15 protein-coding genes are annotated in these 17300 nt (G+C 57.6%); 1 reads left to right on the top strand and 14 read right to left on the bottom strand.

The window, feature by feature from the left end; genetic code table 11:
* Positions 1-7: 7 nt before the first annotated feature.
* The 13 genes from rnr to ACP3PW_RS06240 all read right to left on the bottom strand — a co-directional run bounded on the left by rnr (position 8) and on the right by ACP3PW_RS06240 (position 15623).
* Positions 8-2524: a ribonuclease R gene (rnr, locus tag ACP3PW_RS06300; protein WP_426415825.1), complete on the bottom strand. Its 2517-nt coding sequence runs from the start codon at positions 2522-2524 to the stop codon at positions 8-10.
* A 132-nt stretch (positions 2525-2656) separates the two neighbouring features.
* Positions 2657-3955 (bottom strand): adenylosuccinate synthase, encoded by a 1299-nt coding sequence (locus ACP3PW_RS06295; RefSeq protein ID WP_426415824.1) that lies wholly within the window; start codon positions 3953-3955, stop codon positions 2657-2659.
* 42 nt (positions 3956-3997) lie between these two features.
* A complete protein-coding gene (locus tag ACP3PW_RS06290) occupies positions 3998-5182 on the bottom strand; it encodes an ATP phosphoribosyltransferase regulatory subunit (RefSeq protein WP_426415823.1) in 1185 nt (394 codons plus the stop codon).
* A gap of 17 nt (positions 5183-5199) precedes the next feature.
* The gene (locus tag ACP3PW_RS06285) at positions 5200-5397 is read right to left on the bottom strand and encodes a DUF2065 domain-containing protein (protein ID WP_426415822.1); all 198 of its coding nucleotides are present in this window, start codon (positions 5395-5397) and stop codon (positions 5200-5202) included.
* A 115-nt stretch (positions 5398-5512) separates the two neighbouring features.
* Entirely contained in the window at positions 5513-6385 is an 873-nt protein-coding gene (gene hflC / locus ACP3PW_RS06280) for a protease modulator HflC (protein ID WP_426415821.1), read from the bottom strand.
* Positions 6382-7551 (bottom strand): FtsH protease activity modulator HflK, encoded by a 1170-nt coding sequence (gene hflK, locus ACP3PW_RS06275; protein WP_426415820.1) that lies wholly within the window; start codon positions 7549-7551, stop codon positions 6382-6384. The genes hflC and hflK overlap by 4 nt, the downstream gene beginning before the upstream one ends.
* A 94-nt stretch (positions 7552-7645) precedes the next feature.
* Positions 7646-8974 (bottom strand): ribosome rescue GTPase HflX, encoded by a 1329-nt coding sequence (gene hflX / locus ACP3PW_RS06270; protein ID WP_426415819.1) that lies wholly within the window; start codon positions 8972-8974, stop codon positions 7646-7648.
* 14 nt (positions 8975-8988) lie between these two features.
* On the bottom strand, positions 8989-9240 hold the full coding sequence (gene hfq, locus ACP3PW_RS06265; RefSeq protein ID WP_426415818.1) for an RNA chaperone Hfq: 252 nt from the start codon (positions 9238-9240) through the stop codon (positions 8989-8991).
* A gap of 185 nt (positions 9241-9425) precedes the next feature.
* On the bottom strand, positions 9426-10340 hold the full coding sequence (miaA, locus tag ACP3PW_RS06260) for a tRNA (adenosine(37)-N6)-dimethylallyltransferase MiaA (protein WP_426415904.1): 915 nt from the start codon (positions 10338-10340) through the stop codon (positions 9426-9428).
* Between the two features lie 45 nt (positions 10341-10385).
* Positions 10386-12233 (bottom strand): DNA mismatch repair endonuclease MutL, encoded by a 1848-nt coding sequence (gene mutL, locus ACP3PW_RS06255; protein WP_426415817.1) that lies wholly within the window; start codon positions 12231-12233, stop codon positions 10386-10388.
* 86 nt (positions 12234-12319) lie between these two features.
* The gene (locus tag ACP3PW_RS06250; RefSeq protein WP_426415816.1) at positions 12320-13633 is read right to left on the bottom strand and encodes an N-acetylmuramoyl-L-alanine amidase; all 1314 of its coding nucleotides are present in this window, start codon (positions 13631-13633) and stop codon (positions 12320-12322) included.
* Positions 13630-14115, bottom strand: a complete 486-nt coding sequence (tsaE, locus tag ACP3PW_RS06245; protein ID WP_426415815.1) for a tRNA (adenosine(37)-N6)-threonylcarbamoyltransferase complex ATPase subunit type 1 TsaE — start codon at positions 14113-14115, stop codon at positions 13630-13632. The genes ACP3PW_RS06250 and tsaE overlap by 4 nt, the downstream gene beginning before the upstream one ends.
* Before the next feature lie 5 nt (positions 14116-14120).
* A complete protein-coding gene (locus ACP3PW_RS06240) occupies positions 14121-15623 on the bottom strand; it encodes an NAD(P)H-hydrate dehydratase (protein ID WP_426415814.1) in 1503 nt (500 codons plus the stop codon).
* Between the two features lie 67 nt (positions 15624-15690).
* On the opposite strand from ACP3PW_RS06240, the gene queG reads away from it, so the two are divergent.
* Positions 15691-16767: a tRNA epoxyqueuosine(34) reductase QueG gene (queG, locus tag ACP3PW_RS06235; RefSeq protein ID WP_426415813.1), complete on the top strand. Its 1077-nt coding sequence runs from the start codon at positions 15691-15693 to the stop codon at positions 16765-16767.
* Here the strand turns inward: queG and orn are convergent.
* A complete protein-coding gene (gene orn, locus ACP3PW_RS06230; RefSeq protein WP_426415812.1) occupies positions 16754-17299 on the bottom strand; it encodes an oligoribonuclease in 546 nt (181 codons plus the stop codon). The genes queG and orn overlap by 14 nt on opposite strands.
* Position 17300 lies beyond the last annotated feature (1 nt).

Here is a 17300-nt window from a genome sequence, read left to right as displayed (position 1 = left end):
CGACCAGTTAACGCGCCGGCTTGCCGCGGGCAGAGCGACGCTTCCTGCTTTTTACAGGCGCTTTTTTATCGCTTTTCCCTGACTCGGCGGCTTTTTTACTCGCTGCACCGGATTTACGTCCAGTTCCGCCCCTCTTTGCGCCGCCACGGGCACCAGCTTTGGCACCTCGATCACCCCGCCCTCCCTTCGAGGAGGCCTTGGCGCGCTTGGGAGGCTTGGCACCGGCCAGCTCGAAGTCGATCTTTTTCTCATCCAGGTTAACACGCACCACCGTTACCATCAGCTCGTCCCCGAGACGATAGGTAACCCCGCTACGCTCTCCCTGCAGACGCTGGTGAGCCGGATCAAAATGATAATAATCGTTGCTCAGGCCGGTCACATGAATCAACCCTTCGACAAAAATATCCTGCAGCTCTACAAAGAGTCCAAAGCCTGTGACCGCGGTTATGACGCCCGGGTAGGTCTCCCCGATATGACTCTGCATATATTCACATTTGAGCCAGGCCTCAACATCGCGCACCGCTTCATCGGCACGACGCTCCGCCATCGAACAGTGCTCGCCCAACGCCAGCATCCGAGGCAGATCATAGGGGTAGATATCCTGTTTACCCATAAGCTGGGCACCCTTGACCCGCCCCACAACCGCGCGCTCTCCCCGCGGCTGGATGGCATCTTTAATGCGCGCAAACACGTTGGCCCGCCGCTCTCCGCTGGCGGTTGCTCCCTGGGCGCTGGAGCGAATCATGTAACGAATTGCACGGTGTACCAACAGGTCAGGGTAACGACGAATAGGGGAGGTGAAATGGGCGTAGGCAGGATAGGCCAAACCAAAGTGTCCATCGTTGTCCGGGGTATAGGTTGCCTGCCCCAATGAGCGCAACATCATCGACTGGATCATATGCGCGTCGGGACGATCCTTCGCCTGTTCCAGCAACTGCTGGTAGTCACCCGGCAGGGGTTTATCTCTCCCGGGTAAACTTAATCCCAGCTCTCCAAGAAACTTGTGCAGGTTTTCCAACTTCTCTTTTTTAGGGCCCGGATGCACACGGTACAGGGCGGGGAGATCGAGCTTTTCCAAGAAGCGTGCAGTCGCGACGTTAGCGCATAGCATGCACTCTTCAATCAGCTTGTGGGCGACGTTACGCACGGTCGGCACGATACGCTCAATCTTGCGCTCCTCACCGAATAAAATACGCGTCTCGACGGTTTCAAAGTCGATCGCTCCTCGCTGCTCGCGACTCCCACGCAACGCCTTGTACAGGGCAAACAGATCGTGCAGATGGGGCATCAGGTGCTTTAGCTCTTTGCCGAGCTGTTTCCCCTCACGAGAAGTCGGGGTTTCCAGCACACAGCCTACCTGGGTGTAGGTGAGGCGAGCGTGAGAGCAGATCACCGCTTCGTAAAACCGATAGCTGCTCAGTTTTCCCGACGCACTCACGGTCATTTCACACACCATCGCGAGGCGATCGACCAGCGGATTCAGCGAGCAGAGTCCGTTGGAAAGCACCTCCGGCAGCATCGGGATAACTTGACCGGGAAAATAGACCGACGTCGCGCGATTGAGCGCTTCTTCGTCCAGGGCGGTATTGACCTGCACATAATGAGAAACATCGGCAATCGCGACATAGAGCCGCCACCCGCCTCCACGCTTGGCCTCGCAATACACCGCATCGTCGAAATCCCGCGCATCTTCGCCGTCGATCGTTACCAGGGGAAGCTGACGCAGGTCGACCCGAGCCTGCTTGTCGGACTCGTCGACCTTTTCATTGAAGGCTTTTATCTGCGCCAGCACCTCATCCGGCCAGGCGTGGGGAAGCTGGTGCGAACGCACCGCGACATCGATCTCCATTCCCGGCGCCATATGATCACCCAACACCTCCTTCACGATGCCTTTAGGCGGGGTATGCTTGCCGGGCTGCGCGGTGAGTTCCACCGATACAAATTGCCCCTGACGCACCTTGAGGGAGGAGTTGACGATTTGCACCTCGTGCCCCAAACGCGGATTATCCGGCACCACGAAGCCACTGCCCTCCTCCTCGAAATAACGTCCTACCAGGGTATGGGTGTTGTGTTCCAACACTTCAACCAGTTGGCCTTCACGACGTCCGCGGCGATCGATACCGGCAACTCGCACCACCGCTCGATCACCATCAAACAGGCGTCGCATCTGCCCATGACTCAAAAACAGGTCTTCACCACCGGCGTCAGGAACCAGGAAGCCGTACCCATCTTTATGTCCCTGTACCCGCCCGGGAATCAGGTCCATCTTGCTCATTAGTCCGTAACTGCCTTTACGGGTATTTACCAGCTGGCCGTCACGGCACATGGCACGCAGGCGAAACTGCAGCGCTTCGCGCTCCTCCTCCTTATCCAACCCCAGCTCTTTACACAATAGTGGGTGGCTGGCGGGCGCTCCGCGCTGCTCGAGATGCTGCATAATCAACTCTCGGCTGGGGATCGGGTTATCGTAGTTGCGCGCCTCACGATCTGCGTGGGGGTCTTTACGATTCCAGTTCTTGCTCATGGGGTTCTCCAATGGAGCGGACAGGGCTAAAAACAGTATAGAGTAGCCGAATCGGGGGGGGATTAGGGAAATTCAAGGGGGAAAAACAAAAGAGGGGCCTTGCGCCCCTCTTCACTTAGTGACTCAGGCCCATCAGGCCTCGAAGGGATGGCGCAGCACGATCGTCTCTTTACGGTCAGGGCCGGTTGACACTATATCAATCGGCGCACCCACCAGCTCGGCGATCCGCGTGATATAAGCTTGCGCCGCCGCAGGCAGCGCGTCAATAGACTGGGCGCCAACCGTCGACTCACTCCAGCCGGGTAACTCCTCGTAGATAGGCTGCAGCGCTTCGTAATCCTCTGCATCGACTGGGCTTGCTGAGATCTCTTCACCCTCCGCATTACGGTAACCCACGCAAACCTGGATTGCATCCAGACCATCCATAACATCCAGTTTGGTCAAGCAAAGACCGGAGATGCTGTTGACCTGTACCGCATGGCGTAACGCGACCGCATCAAACCAGCCACAGCGGCGGGCCCGGCCCGTAGTGGCACCAAATTCGTGCCCTTTCTTGGCCAGATGCTGCCCAACCTCACACTCCAGTTCGGTAGGGAAGGGGCCGGAACCGACTCGGGTGGTATAGGCTTTGGTGATCCCCAGAATGTAATCAAGGTACAATGGACCCACGCCGCTTCCGGTCGCGGTGCCGCCGGCCGTGGTGTTGGAAGAGGTGACGAAGGCGTAGGTACCGTGATCAATATCGAGTAGCGAGCCTTGGGCGCCCTCAAACATAATCTTGTCACCATTACGGCGATGACGGTGTAGCTCATCGACTACATTGACAACCATTGGCGCCAGAACACGACCCATATCGAGGAAACTATCCAATACTTCCTGGTAGTCAATCGCCGTTTCCTGATAATAATTAACGAGCATGAAGTTGTGATATTCGATCACCTCTTTCAGCTTGGTAGCAAAACGCTCAGGGTGCGCCAGATCGGCAACACGCAGACCACGGCGGGCGACTTTGTCTTCGTACGCAGGCCCAATACCACGACCGGTGGTTCCGATCTTGGCATTGCCCCGGGCCTTCTCCCGCGCCTGATCAAGCGCGATATGAAACGGCAGGATCAGTGGGCAAGCCGGACTCAATCGCAGTCGCTGGGCAACAGGAATACCCTGCGCCTCCAGTTCTGCCATCTCCTTGAGCAGTGCTTCCGGAGACAACACGACACCGTTGCCGATATAACAGGTAACGCCATCACGCAGGATACCCGATGGAATCAGGTGCAATACCGTTTTTTCGCCATCGATTACCAGGGTGTGACCCGCATTGTGGCCGCCCTGAAAACGAACAACCGCCGCGGCTTGATCGGTGAGCAGGTCCACAATCTTACCCTTGCCCTCATCGCCCCACTGGGTGCCCAGCACTACAACATTTTTACCCATGTCTATTCTCTTTAACTACGCTAGATTAATCTGACGGCGAGACTACTGCCCGACAGGCTCGATCTGCCAATCATCGGTGGTCTCCACCAAGCGACGATTGCAACCCAACTCAGCCGCTCCCTGCGACTGTCCTGGTAACTCATAAATAACCCGCTCACCCTGTGCTCGCAGCGACTGTACCAACGCGGCATCGGCCTGCTGCGGTGCAAGTATTGCGTTCGCCGGCGCGGGTTCAGTAACCATCAACCCCAGCAGCACTTTAAGGTCAGTACTAAAACCGGTGGCCGGGCGGGCACGACCAAACGCCGCGCCAATACCATCGTAGCGGCCACCCTTGGCGATCGACTGCCCACTACCAGGCAAATAGGCCGCAAAGACGACCCCTGTGTGGTAGTTGTAGTTGTATCCGCTCAGTTCACTCAGGTCAAAGTAAAGCGAGACCTCCGGGAACTGTTGCTGCACACCGGTAGCGATCTGTTGCAACCGACTCAGTGCAGCGCGCACATCCTCCGGCGCGCCGGACAGCTTTTTGCTCGCATCCTCTAATATTGAGATATCACCATTAAGATGCGGCAGCAGGCACAGCATCTCGGCGATAGCAGGATCGCTCACCCCGGCGGCCACCAGGGCTTGCACTTCGGGATTCGCCTTACGCTGCAGGGCGTCGAACAGCAACTCCTGCTGATCGCCGTCCAGTCCGGACTCGCGCATCAGGCCACGAAAAATTCCGGCGTGACCTATATCCACGTTAATATGACACTGGCCCGCGTGTTTCAGGGTGGTCAGCATCAGCGCCATCACCTCAACATCGCTTTCGAAGCCCCCGTGGCCATACAGTTCTGCCCCCAGCTGGATCGGGCTACGCGATGCAGATGAAGCGCCCGCTTTGGTATGGAACACGCTGCCGCAATAACACAGGCGTACAGGCCCCTCGCGCCGCAGGGTGTGGGCGTCGATTCGGGCTACAGAGGGGGTGGTGTCGGCCCTTAACCCCATCATGCGGCCGGTCAGCTGATCAACCACTTTAAAGGTTTGCAGGTCAAGATCATGCCCGGCCCCCGCCTGTAGTGATTCGAGGTATTCAATATGAGGTGGAATCACCAGCTCGTACCCCCAGCTGGCATAGAGGTCAAGCAGTTCTCGGCGCACACGCTCAATCTGCTGCGCGGCAGCGGGCAACACCTCGTCGATTCCATCCGGCAAAAGCCAACGGTCAGCTATCGTCATTTGTTAACGCCTGTCATTCAATTCACCAGGTAAAGCAGGCCGGTGCCACACAACATGGTAACCAACCCAACAATCCTCAAGGTTCGATCATCGGTGGTCGCCAACTGGGCAACCAGTACTCGCCAGCGGCGAGGATACAGAAAGGGGATGATTCCCTCCAGTACCAACATCAGGCAGAACGCCACCAGCAACTGGTGCCAAAACTCCATCCCCATACCCACCCATTCAAATCGGGGTCATAAAAAAACCGGGTCAGAACCCGGTTCGAACAATAATAACACAATCTTTGCGGGAGGCAGAAGCGCTCTCTGCGCTCCCGCCTCACCGGGCCTATTTGGCGCCAGACTGCTTAAGGTAATGGAAGAAATCGCTATTGGGATCCAGCACCATAATATCGCCCTGCTTGCTGAAGGTTCCCTTATACGCCTGCATGCTGCGATAGAAGGAGAAGAACTCCGCGTCAGCATTATAGGCCTTAGCGTAGAGCGCTGCAGACTGTGCATCACCATCACCACGCAGTTTTTCTGCGTCACGGTACGCCTCGGCCAGTAGCACTCGCTTCTGGCGGTCGGCATCGGCACGAATCACTTCGGCCTGCTCGTTACCTTGTGAACGGATCTCCTGAGCCTCTTTGTCCCGCTCGGTCGCCATTCGCTCAAACACCGAATCACTCACCTGGGGAGGAAGGTCGATCCCTTTGATTCGAACATCGACAACCTGCACACCCAATTCCTGGCGAGCAATTCCGTTGAGGTTAGTGGTAATGACCGTCATTAGCTCATCACGCTCACCGGATACGACCTCTTGCAGCGACCGGGCACCGACGATATTACGCAGGCGCGATTCTACCCGCTGGGACAGCAACTGATTAGCCCGACGAATATCACCGGAGGTTGCCGTATAAAACGTCTCCACATTATCGATGCGCCACTTCACAAAGGAGTCGATAATCAACGCCTTCTTTTCCTGGGTCAGAAAACGCTCTGGCGCGGAGTCCAAGGTTAACAGCCGCCCATCAAAGATACGCACCTTGTCGATAAAGGGCGCTTTCAGGTGCAGGCCGGGCTGGACGTTGGGCTTGATCAACTCACCAAATCGCAACACCACAGCGCGCTCACGCTCGCTAACTATAAACAGGCTTTCCGCACCCACCAGCACAACCGCCGCCAGCAGAATAACTCCTAACATGCTCTTCGGGCTCATTGTGCGCTCCTCCCGCTACGAGTGGTGGTGTTATTGCGTGAACGCAAATCCTCAGCCACCTTGTTGGCCAATTCACGCACCTGCTGCGAACTCAGCTCGACCTTGCCACCGGAGGTAAGACCGGTTTGTTCCTGCATGATTTTGTCGAGTGGCAGGTACATCATGTTGTTGCCTCCCTCCACATCCACCAGCACTTTATTGCTGTCGCCCAACACCTCTTGCATGGTATCGAGATAGATACGCTGGCGTGTTACCTCGGGGGCCTTACGGTACTCGGTAAGCAGCTGAGAGAAGCGGCTCGCCTCACCCTCTGCTCGCGCAATCACCTCCTGGCGGTAACCTTCGGCTTCCTCCAGCAGACGCTGGGCCTCACCACGAGCTTCCGGGACAATAGCGTTAGCGTAGGATTGCGCCCGGTTCTGGGAGCGCTCCTTATCTTCCCTTGCGCGGATAACATCATCAAATGCTGCCTGTACTTCACGGGGAGCCGATGTACTTTCAACGTTAATCTTGCCGATATTGATACCCGAGCCGTAGTTGTCGATGTAGCTTTGCAGACGCTCACGCACCTCATCGGCCATGGCTTCCCGACCCTCGGTCAATACCTGGTGCATCTCGGAACCACCAACCACATGGCGCAAGGCGCTTTGGGTGGCCTGCTCAAGGCTGCTCTCAGGGTTCTCCACGTTGAGGACAAAGTCCTTAAGATTTGCAACGTTGTATTGCACCGACATGGAGACCTCGACGATGTTCTCATCCTCGGTCAGCATCTGGTTACGGAAATTATAGGTCCGAAACTCAGTTACATTTTCCTGATACTTGGTATCGATCGGTGGAAAATAGAAGTGCAAGCCCGGGCCTACCGTCTCGAGGTATTCCCCGAAGCGGAGTATGACAGCCCGCTCCTTTTGGTCGACGGTATAGACCGCGTTCCAAACATAGGCCGCAAACGCAACCAGTAGTGCTACGGCAAGAATGCCGCCAGAGCCACCCGAAGAGGAGGATGAGGAAGACCCACCCCCTTTGCCGCCAAAGATACCGTTCAGTTTCTCTTGCAGCTTACGGAATGCCTCATCGAGGTCAGGCGGTCCCTGGTTTCCACCTCGATTACCACCACCCCATGGGTCTTGATCCTTACCGTTACCACCCGGTTCATTCCAGGCCATAGTTCTCTCCATTAACAATTACGTAAAAAAATAAAACGAGCCTGCGGCATACGCTACCGGCCCGGCGCTGAGTATTTACTGGTTACCGCCGATTCTAGGTAGCCTCTTCGGCCGCTGCAACCCCGTCCAGATAATCATCCTCCGGTATCGGCAACGGATCGAGTCCGGCTTCTTTCATTAGCCGCGCCAGATCATGGCGAGGCATTCTCACCTCAACAACCATCTGCCCCTGCTCATCGTGGCGTTCAGTTACCACCCCACCCAATGCATACAAACGCGCGCGTAGCCGACCCTGAGAGGGCTCCAGCGGCAATTCCATATGCACCATATCTTCGCCGAGGCGCTCACTGATCGCCTGCAACAACAGGTCGACCCCTTCACCGCTGACCGCAGAGCACCAAACCCGCACCGCCTCCCCAGCTTCATTACGCTGGATAGAGGGCTCGACGCCCTCCATCAAATCAATCTTGTTGTAGACCTGAAGTACTGGTATCTCACCGGCACCGATCTCACTCAGCACCAGTTCAACCTGGTGAATGTTGTCGTCCCTTTCTATATCGGCCGCATCGACCACATGCAACAACAGGTCGGCCTGCGCGGATTCCTCCAGCGTGGCCCTGAACGCCTCCACCAGTCGATGGGGCAAATGACGAATAAATCCCACTGTATCCGCCAATACCACCGGACCCAACTCGTCAACACTAATGCGCCGCAGGGTCGGATCCAGGGTCGCAAACAGCTGATCGGCAGCATAAACATCTGCATCGGTAAGGCGATTAAAGAGCGTGGACTTGCCGGCGTTGGTATAGCCCACCAACGAGACATTGGGTATCTGTGCCCGACGTCGTGAACGGCGCCCCTGGTCGCGCTGCTTGCGCACCCTTTCCAGACGCTTGAGAATCGCCTTAATACGCGCCCGCAACAGTCGCCGATCGGTTTCCAGCTGGGTTTCACCCGGCCCGCGCAAGCCGATTCCACCTTTTTGGCGCTCAAGGTGAGTCCAGCCGCGAATCAGGCGCGTACTCATATAATGAAGCTGGGCAAGCTCTACCTGCAGCTTGCCCTCGTGGGTTCGCGCCCGCTGGGCAAAAATATCCAGGATGAGCCCGGTACGATCCAGCACCCGACACTGAAACGCCTGCTCCAGGTTACGTTCCTGGGAGGGGCTCAGGGCATGATTAAAGATCACAATATCGGCTTCGTGAGCGATCACCAGATCACGAATTTCGTCTACCTTGCCACGCCCGATGAAGAAACGCGCGCTCGGCTGCTGACGAGCTACCGAAATAAACGCGACCCCACGGGCGCCAGCCGAGCTGACTAACTCCTCAAACTCGCGCGGGTCCTCTCGCTCACTGTCTTCTGAAAATTCGGGGTGAACCAGTATCGCGTGTTCACCACCTTCGTGGCGTTCAAAAAACAATGAAGAACTCCAATTTAGACGCTGTCAGCTTCGCCCTGCTCTGAAGCAGGTACCGGCATGCGCACCGGGCGACTAGGCACCACGGTAGAGATGGCGTGTTTGTACACCATTTGGCTAACGGTATTCTTGAGTAGAATAACGAACTGATCGAAAGACTCGACCTGACCTTGCAGCTTGATGCCGTTTACCAGATAGATGGAAACGGGAATGCGCTCCTTGCGCAGTACGTTCAGGTAAGGGTCTTGTAGGGTATGCCCTTTTGACATTGTTCTACTCCTTAGTCGGTAGGTATTGATTAGGTCAGGATACAGTCGCTTATGCGACCAAACGGTTTGATAACAGGCGGCGCTCAACACTGAAGCACCTCAAAGACCCGCTACCCTATGCCACCGGATTATAGACTTCAATACGGATTTGCCGCTATAAAAATTATTCCAACAGGTCGAAACACCTATATGAGGTCAGTCGGCAAGGTTTTCAAGGCTTGCTCCACCAGTTGTGGCGATAAACTGTCAAGCCACTTCAGATCACCCCACCCCCGCAACCAGGTGTATTGGCGCTTGGCCAGCTGCCGGGTTGCAATGATACCCTTTTCGACCATCGCTTCGCGCCCTAGTTCCCCGCTCAGGTATTGCCATACCTGGCGGTAGCCTACAGACCGAATTGAGGGAAGCTCAAGACCCAGGTCTCCTCGCTGGTAAAGCTGCTCTACCTCGGCAATAAACCCCTGCTCGATCATCTGCGTAAAGCGCAGCGCTATGCGTTCGTGCAATACCGAACGCTCGGTTGGCGCCACTGCCAGAGAAAGAAACCTGAACGGAAAAGACTCCGAGCGCCGGTGACGCTGCTCCTCGCGCAACACTGTCATGGTCTTACCCGTTAGCTCGCACAACTCCAGTGCGCGCTGCAATCGCTGGGGGTCATTGGGATGAATACGAGCCGCCGATTCGGGATCCAGCTTCGCTAGACGCTGGTGCAAGGCTAGCCAGCCGTGTTCGGCAGCCTCCTCTAACAAGCGCCGACGAATAGTCTCGTCCGCTCCCGGCATCTCCGCCAGACCATCTCGTAGCGCTTTGTAGTAGAGCATCGACCCTCCTACCAACAGCGGTATTCGCCCCCCGGCAGCACTGCGATGCATCGCGGCGAGGGCATCTACAGAAAAATCGGCGGCGGAATAGGGTTGGGCTGGATCGCGAATATCGATCAGCTGGTGGGGAGCTCGCGCCAACAGGTCAGCATCGGGCTTTGCCGTTCCAATATCCATCTGTCGATAGACCATCGCCGAGTCGACGCTGATCAGGTCGCAGGGCAAGCGCTCTCCCAGAGTCACCGCCAGATCGGTTTTTCCCGCCGCGGTCGGACCCATCAGAAAAATAGCCCAGGGTCTGCTATCGTTTGCTTCCGACACCCGCTAGCGTCCCCTTAAAAACAGTTTGTCCAACTCATTCATATCGAGCTGGGTCCAGGTTGGGCGGCCATGATTACACTGCCCGCTACGCTCGGTGACCTCCATATCGCGTAACAGTGCGTTCATCTCGGGAAGCGTCAGGCGGCGGTTAGCACGCACCGACCCGTGACAGGCCATGGTCGCCAAAATCTCATGCTGCCTGGCTTCCAGCAGATCACTGCTGCCCCGTTCCATCAGGTCGGCCAACAGGTCGCGCAGTAACTGTTCAACATCGGCGTTACGCAGCAGGGCCGGTAACTGCCGGATGGTGAGGGTCTCCGGCCCCATTCGCTCCACGTCCATCCCTAGCCGCACCAATAGCTCCTGCTGCTGGTCGGCACAGTCAGCCTCCCGCTGGCTAACCGCTACCGATACCGGCACCAGCAACGGCTGGCGGGTAATCCCTTGATCGGCCCAGGTTGTTTTCAAGCGTTCGTAAGTGATGCGCTCGTGGGCGGCGTGCATATCAACCAGAATCAACCCCTGCGCATTTTCCGCGAGGATAAACACCCCCTTTAACTGCGCCAACGCGTACCCTAGCGGCGGCACCTCTCCATCATCGCTGCTGGTTTCCACAGGAGGGGTTGCGGGCTTGTCCGTCGCCAACAACTGATCAACCGCCGAGTGCATGCTCTGGTAGGCCGCCAGCTGATCGCTCACCCGACCCGCCGGAGGTCGCTCGCTCCATTGTTCGCCCGCGGTGTGTAACGCCATTGGCCGCTGACCGGAGAACTCTCCCGCCGCGAGGCCACCCACACCCGAAGCCGCAGGTGCTTCCAGCGAAACAGATTCGGCCACCTGATCCCGGGGACGCACTTCGGCCAGCACTCGATGCAGGGTACTGAACAAGAAATTGTGTACATTGCGCCCATCACGGAACCGCACTTCGTGCTTGGTGGGGTGCACATTAACATCGACCCCCGTGGGATCGAGTTCAAGAAAAAGCACAAAGGTAGGGTGGCGCCCATTGTACAGTACGTCCCGGTACGCCTGACGCACGGCATGGGCCACCAGCTTGTCGCGTATCACACGCCCATTCACATAGAAATATTGCATGTCCGCATGGCTGCGGGAGAAAGTAGGCAGCCCAACCCACCCCCACAAACGTAACCCCGATGCTTCCACATCAACACAAACCGCGTTATCAATAAACGCCGGCCCACAGAGCATGGCGATGCGCCGTTCTCGCTCTAGCTGGCTATCGGCGGGCTTGAGTTGATGAATGGTGCGCTGGTTATGACGCAGGTGAAAGCCGACATCGAAACGACTCAGCGCCAAGCGTTTGATCACCTCTTCGAGATGGCTAAACTCTGTTTTTTCGGTGCGCAAAAACTTCCGCCGCGCCGGTGTATTGAAAAATAGATCCCTGACCTCTACGGTGGTGCCGCGAGGATGTGCCGCGGGTGCGACCACCGCATCCATATCCCGACCTTCGGTCTTGACCCGCCAGCCAGCCTCCTGCCCTTCACAACAAGAGGTAAGGGATAACTTACTGACCGAACTGATACTGGCCAGCGCCTCGCCGCGAAACCCGAGGCTACCTACCGCCTCCAGATCTTCCAACTCACTGATTTTGCTGGTTGCATGACGATTCAAGGCCATGGGGAGCTCCTGCTGCGGAATCCCCCAACCATCATCACGAATCCTGATTAGCTTAACCCCCCCCTGCTCAACCTCGACATCGATACGCCCGGCCCCTGCGTCGAGACAGTTTTCCAGCAACTCCTTGACCACCGAGGAGGGGCGCTCTACGACCTCGCCGGCAGCAATCTGGTTGGCCAAGCGAGGGGGTAACAACTGAATTTTTTTCATAAGGAGGGCTGTAATAGCAAAGAATAACGGGGCAGCCAGTGTACCTGACCCCGCGCCACCCCAACAGAGGGCAGGCGTGGGGAGGGTCAGGGAATTTGCAGAACCTGCCCGATACGCAACATGTCGGCATTAAGGTTATTGTGCTGGCGCAGACTCGCCACCGTGACCCGATAGCGCGACGCGATCGAAGAGAGCGTTTCCCCCCGCGTTATCACGTGGCGCTGCTGATCTCCGCGCTGACGCTGGGATAGGTAGGTTCCAGGAGGGGGAGTGCGCGTAAAGTAGCGCTTGATACCCGCATGAATCGATCGCGCCAGGCGCTTCTGGTGCTTACTGCTGGCGAGATTCTTGCCATCGGTCGGATTAGTGATAAATCCTGTTTCCACCAGTATCGATGGAATATCCGGAGATTTCAGCACCACGAATGCAGCCTGCTCTACGCGGGACTTATGCAACCGGTTCACCCGGCCGATCTCTTTCAACACTTCCGAGCCGGCATCGAGACTGGCAGACAGGCTCGCGGTCATCGACAGATCCAGCAGCACACCCGCTAAAACGGAGTCTTTATCATCAAGGCTGACCCCCCCTACACCACCAATCAAATCCGCATTGTTTTCACTACTGGCCAGCCAACGGGCCGTTTCTGATGTCGCGCCTCGCTGGGAGATTGCAAACACCGACGCGCCGTTCGCCTTGCGATTCTTGAATGCGTCGGCATGAATGGATACGAGTAGGTCAGCGTTGGCCTCGCGTGCACGCTGGGTCCGTTTTCGCAACCCCACGTAGTAATCCCCGGTGCGCACCAACACCGGCTTAAACCCGGGTTCACGAGCCAGCAGCGCCGCCAACTCGCGGGCGATCTGCAGCACTACTTTTTTCTCTTTCAACCCACGGTAGCCAATCGCTCCAGGATCTTCGCCACCATGACCCGCATCGATAGCAATAATTACATCGGAGGAGCGCGAAGATCCAGGTGCCACCACCTTATCGATAGTTTTAACTGACGATGTTTTGTGGTCATCCAGGTCCAGCACCAACCGATGACCATAAGAGGCGTTGGGCTTAAGCAAGAAACTGCGGGGTTTTACGCTGGCATTCAGGTCCAACACAATACGCAGGTTTTTGCCATCGCGTTGCGCCCAACGCAACTGCTTTACCGGGGTATTCTCCGTTGCCAGCGCCGCCACGGAGTCCTTCATGCGGGCGCCCTTGAGGTCAATCACCAATCGATCGGGGGCTTTAAGGGGAAACACGCTATGCTCCACCGGACCGCTAAGATCAAATACCAGCCGGGTACTATCGGGCGCGCGCCAGATCCGCATGCTCTCGACACTGGCCGCCCAGGCTGTCGATGACAGCAGGTGTATTGCCAGCATCACTCCCAATCCGAGCCATCTCATGGGTCAATGACCCCATAGTGCTTACCAGCCGCCGTCAGCATACTCTCCCCTCTTGGACTACCCGCCGTCAGCGCAACCCGCCGGCCCGGCAATTCAACCTCGATACTGATCTCCAGATCGAAATCCGGCAACCATCCTGCCCCTCGCTGAGGCCACTCAATCAAACACAGAGCCCCGCCATTCAAATAATCACGCACGCCGAGAAACTCCAACTCCTCCGGATCAGCCAGGCGGTAAAGGTCAAAGTGGTAGATGCTCCCCCCCTCCAGCTCGTAGGGCTCAACCAGGGTATAGGTTGGACTCTTAACCGCCCCGAAATGCCCCGCCGACTGCACGACCCCACGGCTGAGGGTGGTTTTTCCTGCCCCCAGCCCACCCAGAAGGTAGATTACGCCTTCCAGCTTGCTCGCAGCAGCCAATACCCCACCCAGACAAACCATTTCGTGCTCATCAGATATATATAGATTCAACGAGTTAGGCATGCAACTTAACCAAAACCATTAATGTACCTGCGTATTTGTACCAGCAAATCGCTCGCCAGCAAACCTCTTACCCCCTGATGGCTCGCCACTGAATCGGCCGCCGCACTGTGTAACCAGCACCCAAGCGCCGCAGAATCCACCGCGCAGACCCCTTGAGCCAGCAGGGACCCCACCACCCCGGAGAGCAGATCACCCATCCCGCCAACCGCCATGGCAGGATTTCCCGCCGTACAAAGCTGCAACGAACCTGCAGGCCCTGCGATCAGTGATCCAGCCCCCTTCAGGACCACCACTCCCCCCCACGCTTGCTGCAAGCGGGAGGCCGCAGCAAATCGATCCTGTTGTACCTCCGCACCAGTGCAGGCTAACAATCTCCCCGCTTCGCCCGGGTGCGGCGTAAGTACTCGCTCACTCCGGCAACATTCCATCAAACCGGGCTCGTTCGCCAACAAGTTCAGGGCATCGGCATCCAGCAACAGCGGCAAACCACTACCCATCGCAACCGATAACAGCTCCCGCGCCCAGGCATCTTGCCCCAAACCAGGCCCCACCACCAAGGCACTTTTACCCTCCAGCAACGCTTGCAACTGATTCCCGTCTGCGACGGCGCGCGCCATCACCTCGGGGCGACGCGCGATAAAGGCCGATAGATGCTGCTCCCGCGTCGCAACGGACACCAATCCGGCGCCGGAGTAGAGCGCCGCCTCGGCGGCCAACACCGCCGCTCCCGCCATGCCCTGGTTGCCGCCGATCACCAACAGGTGACCGTGGCGACCCTTGTGCGAATCCGCCTGACGAGCAGGCAACTGCGCCAGCAAGGGCTGGGGATCAATCCTGTTAATGTCCGCTGGCAACTGTCGAAACACTACGGATGGCACAGCCAGGTCATCGTAGAGGAGCTCACCACAACACAACGGCCCGCTGGAGGTGAACAATCCGCGCTTGAGACCAATAAAGGTCACGGTAAGATCAGCGCGCACCGCGCTGCCCAGTTCGGCACCGGTATCCGCACTCAATCCCGAAGGGATATCCACGGCCAATACCGGTGCGGTGGAGCCATTGATCGCCTCAATCGCAGCCACGTAGTCACCACGTACCGGACCACTCAGACCGGTGCCCAGCAGCGCATCCACCAACAGCCCCGCATCAAGGCTCTGGTTCGAATCCCAGGCACGAATCGGGATACCCAGGTCACGGGCCTGCGCCCAGGCGCGGGCAGCATCACCCCGCAGGCGGGCGGGTTCACTCAGCGCCACAATCGAGACAGCCATACCCGCCCGACGAGCCAGCGCAGCGACAAGATAGCCGTCACCCGCGTTGTTGCCGGCACCGCACAGCACGCAAACCGATAGCGCGGAACCATAACGCTGCAGCAGGGCATCAAAGCAGGCTTGGGCCGCGCGTTGCATCAACGCGAACCCCTCTACCCCCTGCTCTTCGATGGTCATGCGATCGAGTTCACGCACCTGCTCCGCTCGATATAGCCCCTGTGGTAAACTGCGTTTCATCGACTCCCCCGGCAAAGCTGTTGCCTTAGCTCCAGTATGCCAGAAACCAACCACTGCCAGCGACCCCATGCCTTCATCAGAATCCGGTATCGACTACAAACACCTGGCGACGGAGATCCATCGCTGGGGGCGTGAGCTCGGCTTTCAACAAATGGGGATCGGGAGCGTTGACCTCGGAGAACATGAACAGCATCTGCAGCACTGGCTAAAGCAGGGTTACCATGGTGAGATGGATTATCTGGCCCGCCACGGCACCCTGCGCAGCCGTCCTGACGAACTACTCCCCGGCACCCTGAGGGTCATTAGCGCCCGCATCGACTATCTGCCCCCCGATACCGATTGCATCCGCATCCTCAATAACCCGGACAAGGCCTACCTCTCCCGCTACGCACTGGGTCGCGACTATCACAAACTGGTTCGTAAGCGCCTGTCACTGCTGGGAAAGCAGATCGAGGAGGTCGTCGGCGCTCACGGCTACCGCGCGTTCGTCGATAGCGCTCCGATCCTCGAACGAGCGCTCGCCAGCCGCAGCGGGCTCGGCTGGATCGGCAAGAACACCATGTTGATCAACCGCCAAGCCGGGTCCTGGTTTTTCCTGGGAGAGCTTTTTACCAATCTACCTCTCCCCCTGGACAGCGCCGACACCAGCGATCACTGCGGCAGCTGCACCCGCTGCCTGGAGGTGTGCCCAACCGACGCCTTTGTCGACGCTCACCGGCTCGATGCGCGTCGTTGCATCTCCTATTTGACCATTGAACTCAAGGGCGCCATTCCGCTGGAGTTACGAGAAGCCATGGGGAACCGGGTATTTGGCTGCGATGACTGCCAGCTAGTGTGTCCGTGGAACCGATTTGCCAAATCCAGCAAAGAGAACGATTTTCGCCCTCGCCACCAACTCGACAGCAGCGATCTGGCCGAGCTCTTCGAATGGAGCGAGGCGCAGTTCCTGGATCGTACCGCAGGCTCTCCGATTCGTCGTAGCGGCTACAACGGCTGGCTGCGCAATCTGGCGGTAGGGCTGGGCAACGCCCCCTCGTCCCCCCGGGTAATCCAGGCCCTGCAAGCCAGGCTCGGATACGAGAACCCGATGGTGCTCGAGCACATTCACTGGGCGCTCGCACGCCATGGCGTCAATCCAGGTTGAGGAAGTGCTCGCGGTAGTATCGTAACTCTTCGATCGAATCGCGGACATCGTCCAGCGCCAGGTGGGTGCCCGTTTTCGTCAAACCACTCAAAATCTGCGGTTTCCAGCGCCGCGCAAGCTCCTTGAGGGTGCTGACATCGAGGTAACGATAGTGAAAATAAGCTTCCAGCTCAGGCATATAGCGCTCAAGAAAACGTCGATCCTGACCGATAGTGTTACCGCAAATGGGTGAGCTATTGGGCTCAGTATGCAAACGCAAAAACTCCAGCGTGGCCTGTTCTGCCGCAGCATCATCCTGGGTGCTATTGAGTACCCGCTCGGTCAAACCACTGGCACCATGGGTGCGAGTACACCACTCATCCATCCCCTCAATCAGCGCGACCGGCTGATGCACTGCGATCACCGGCCCCTCGGCAATAACATTGAGCTGCGGATCGGTAACAATAGTCGCGATTTCGATAATGCGATCGGCTTCCGGGTCGAGGCCGGTCATCTCAAGGTCGATCCATATCAGGTTTTCCGCTTTAGACATC

The sequence above is a fragment of the Aestuariirhabdus sp. LZHN29 genome (genome assembly GCF_049985285.1).
In the GTDB taxonomy this organism is placed as follows: domain Bacteria; phylum Pseudomonadota; class Gammaproteobacteria; order Pseudomonadales; family Aestuariirhabdaceae; genus Aestuariirhabdus.
Note: the sequence above shows the minus strand (reverse complement) of the source record. Positions and strands in the feature narration are given on the sequence as shown.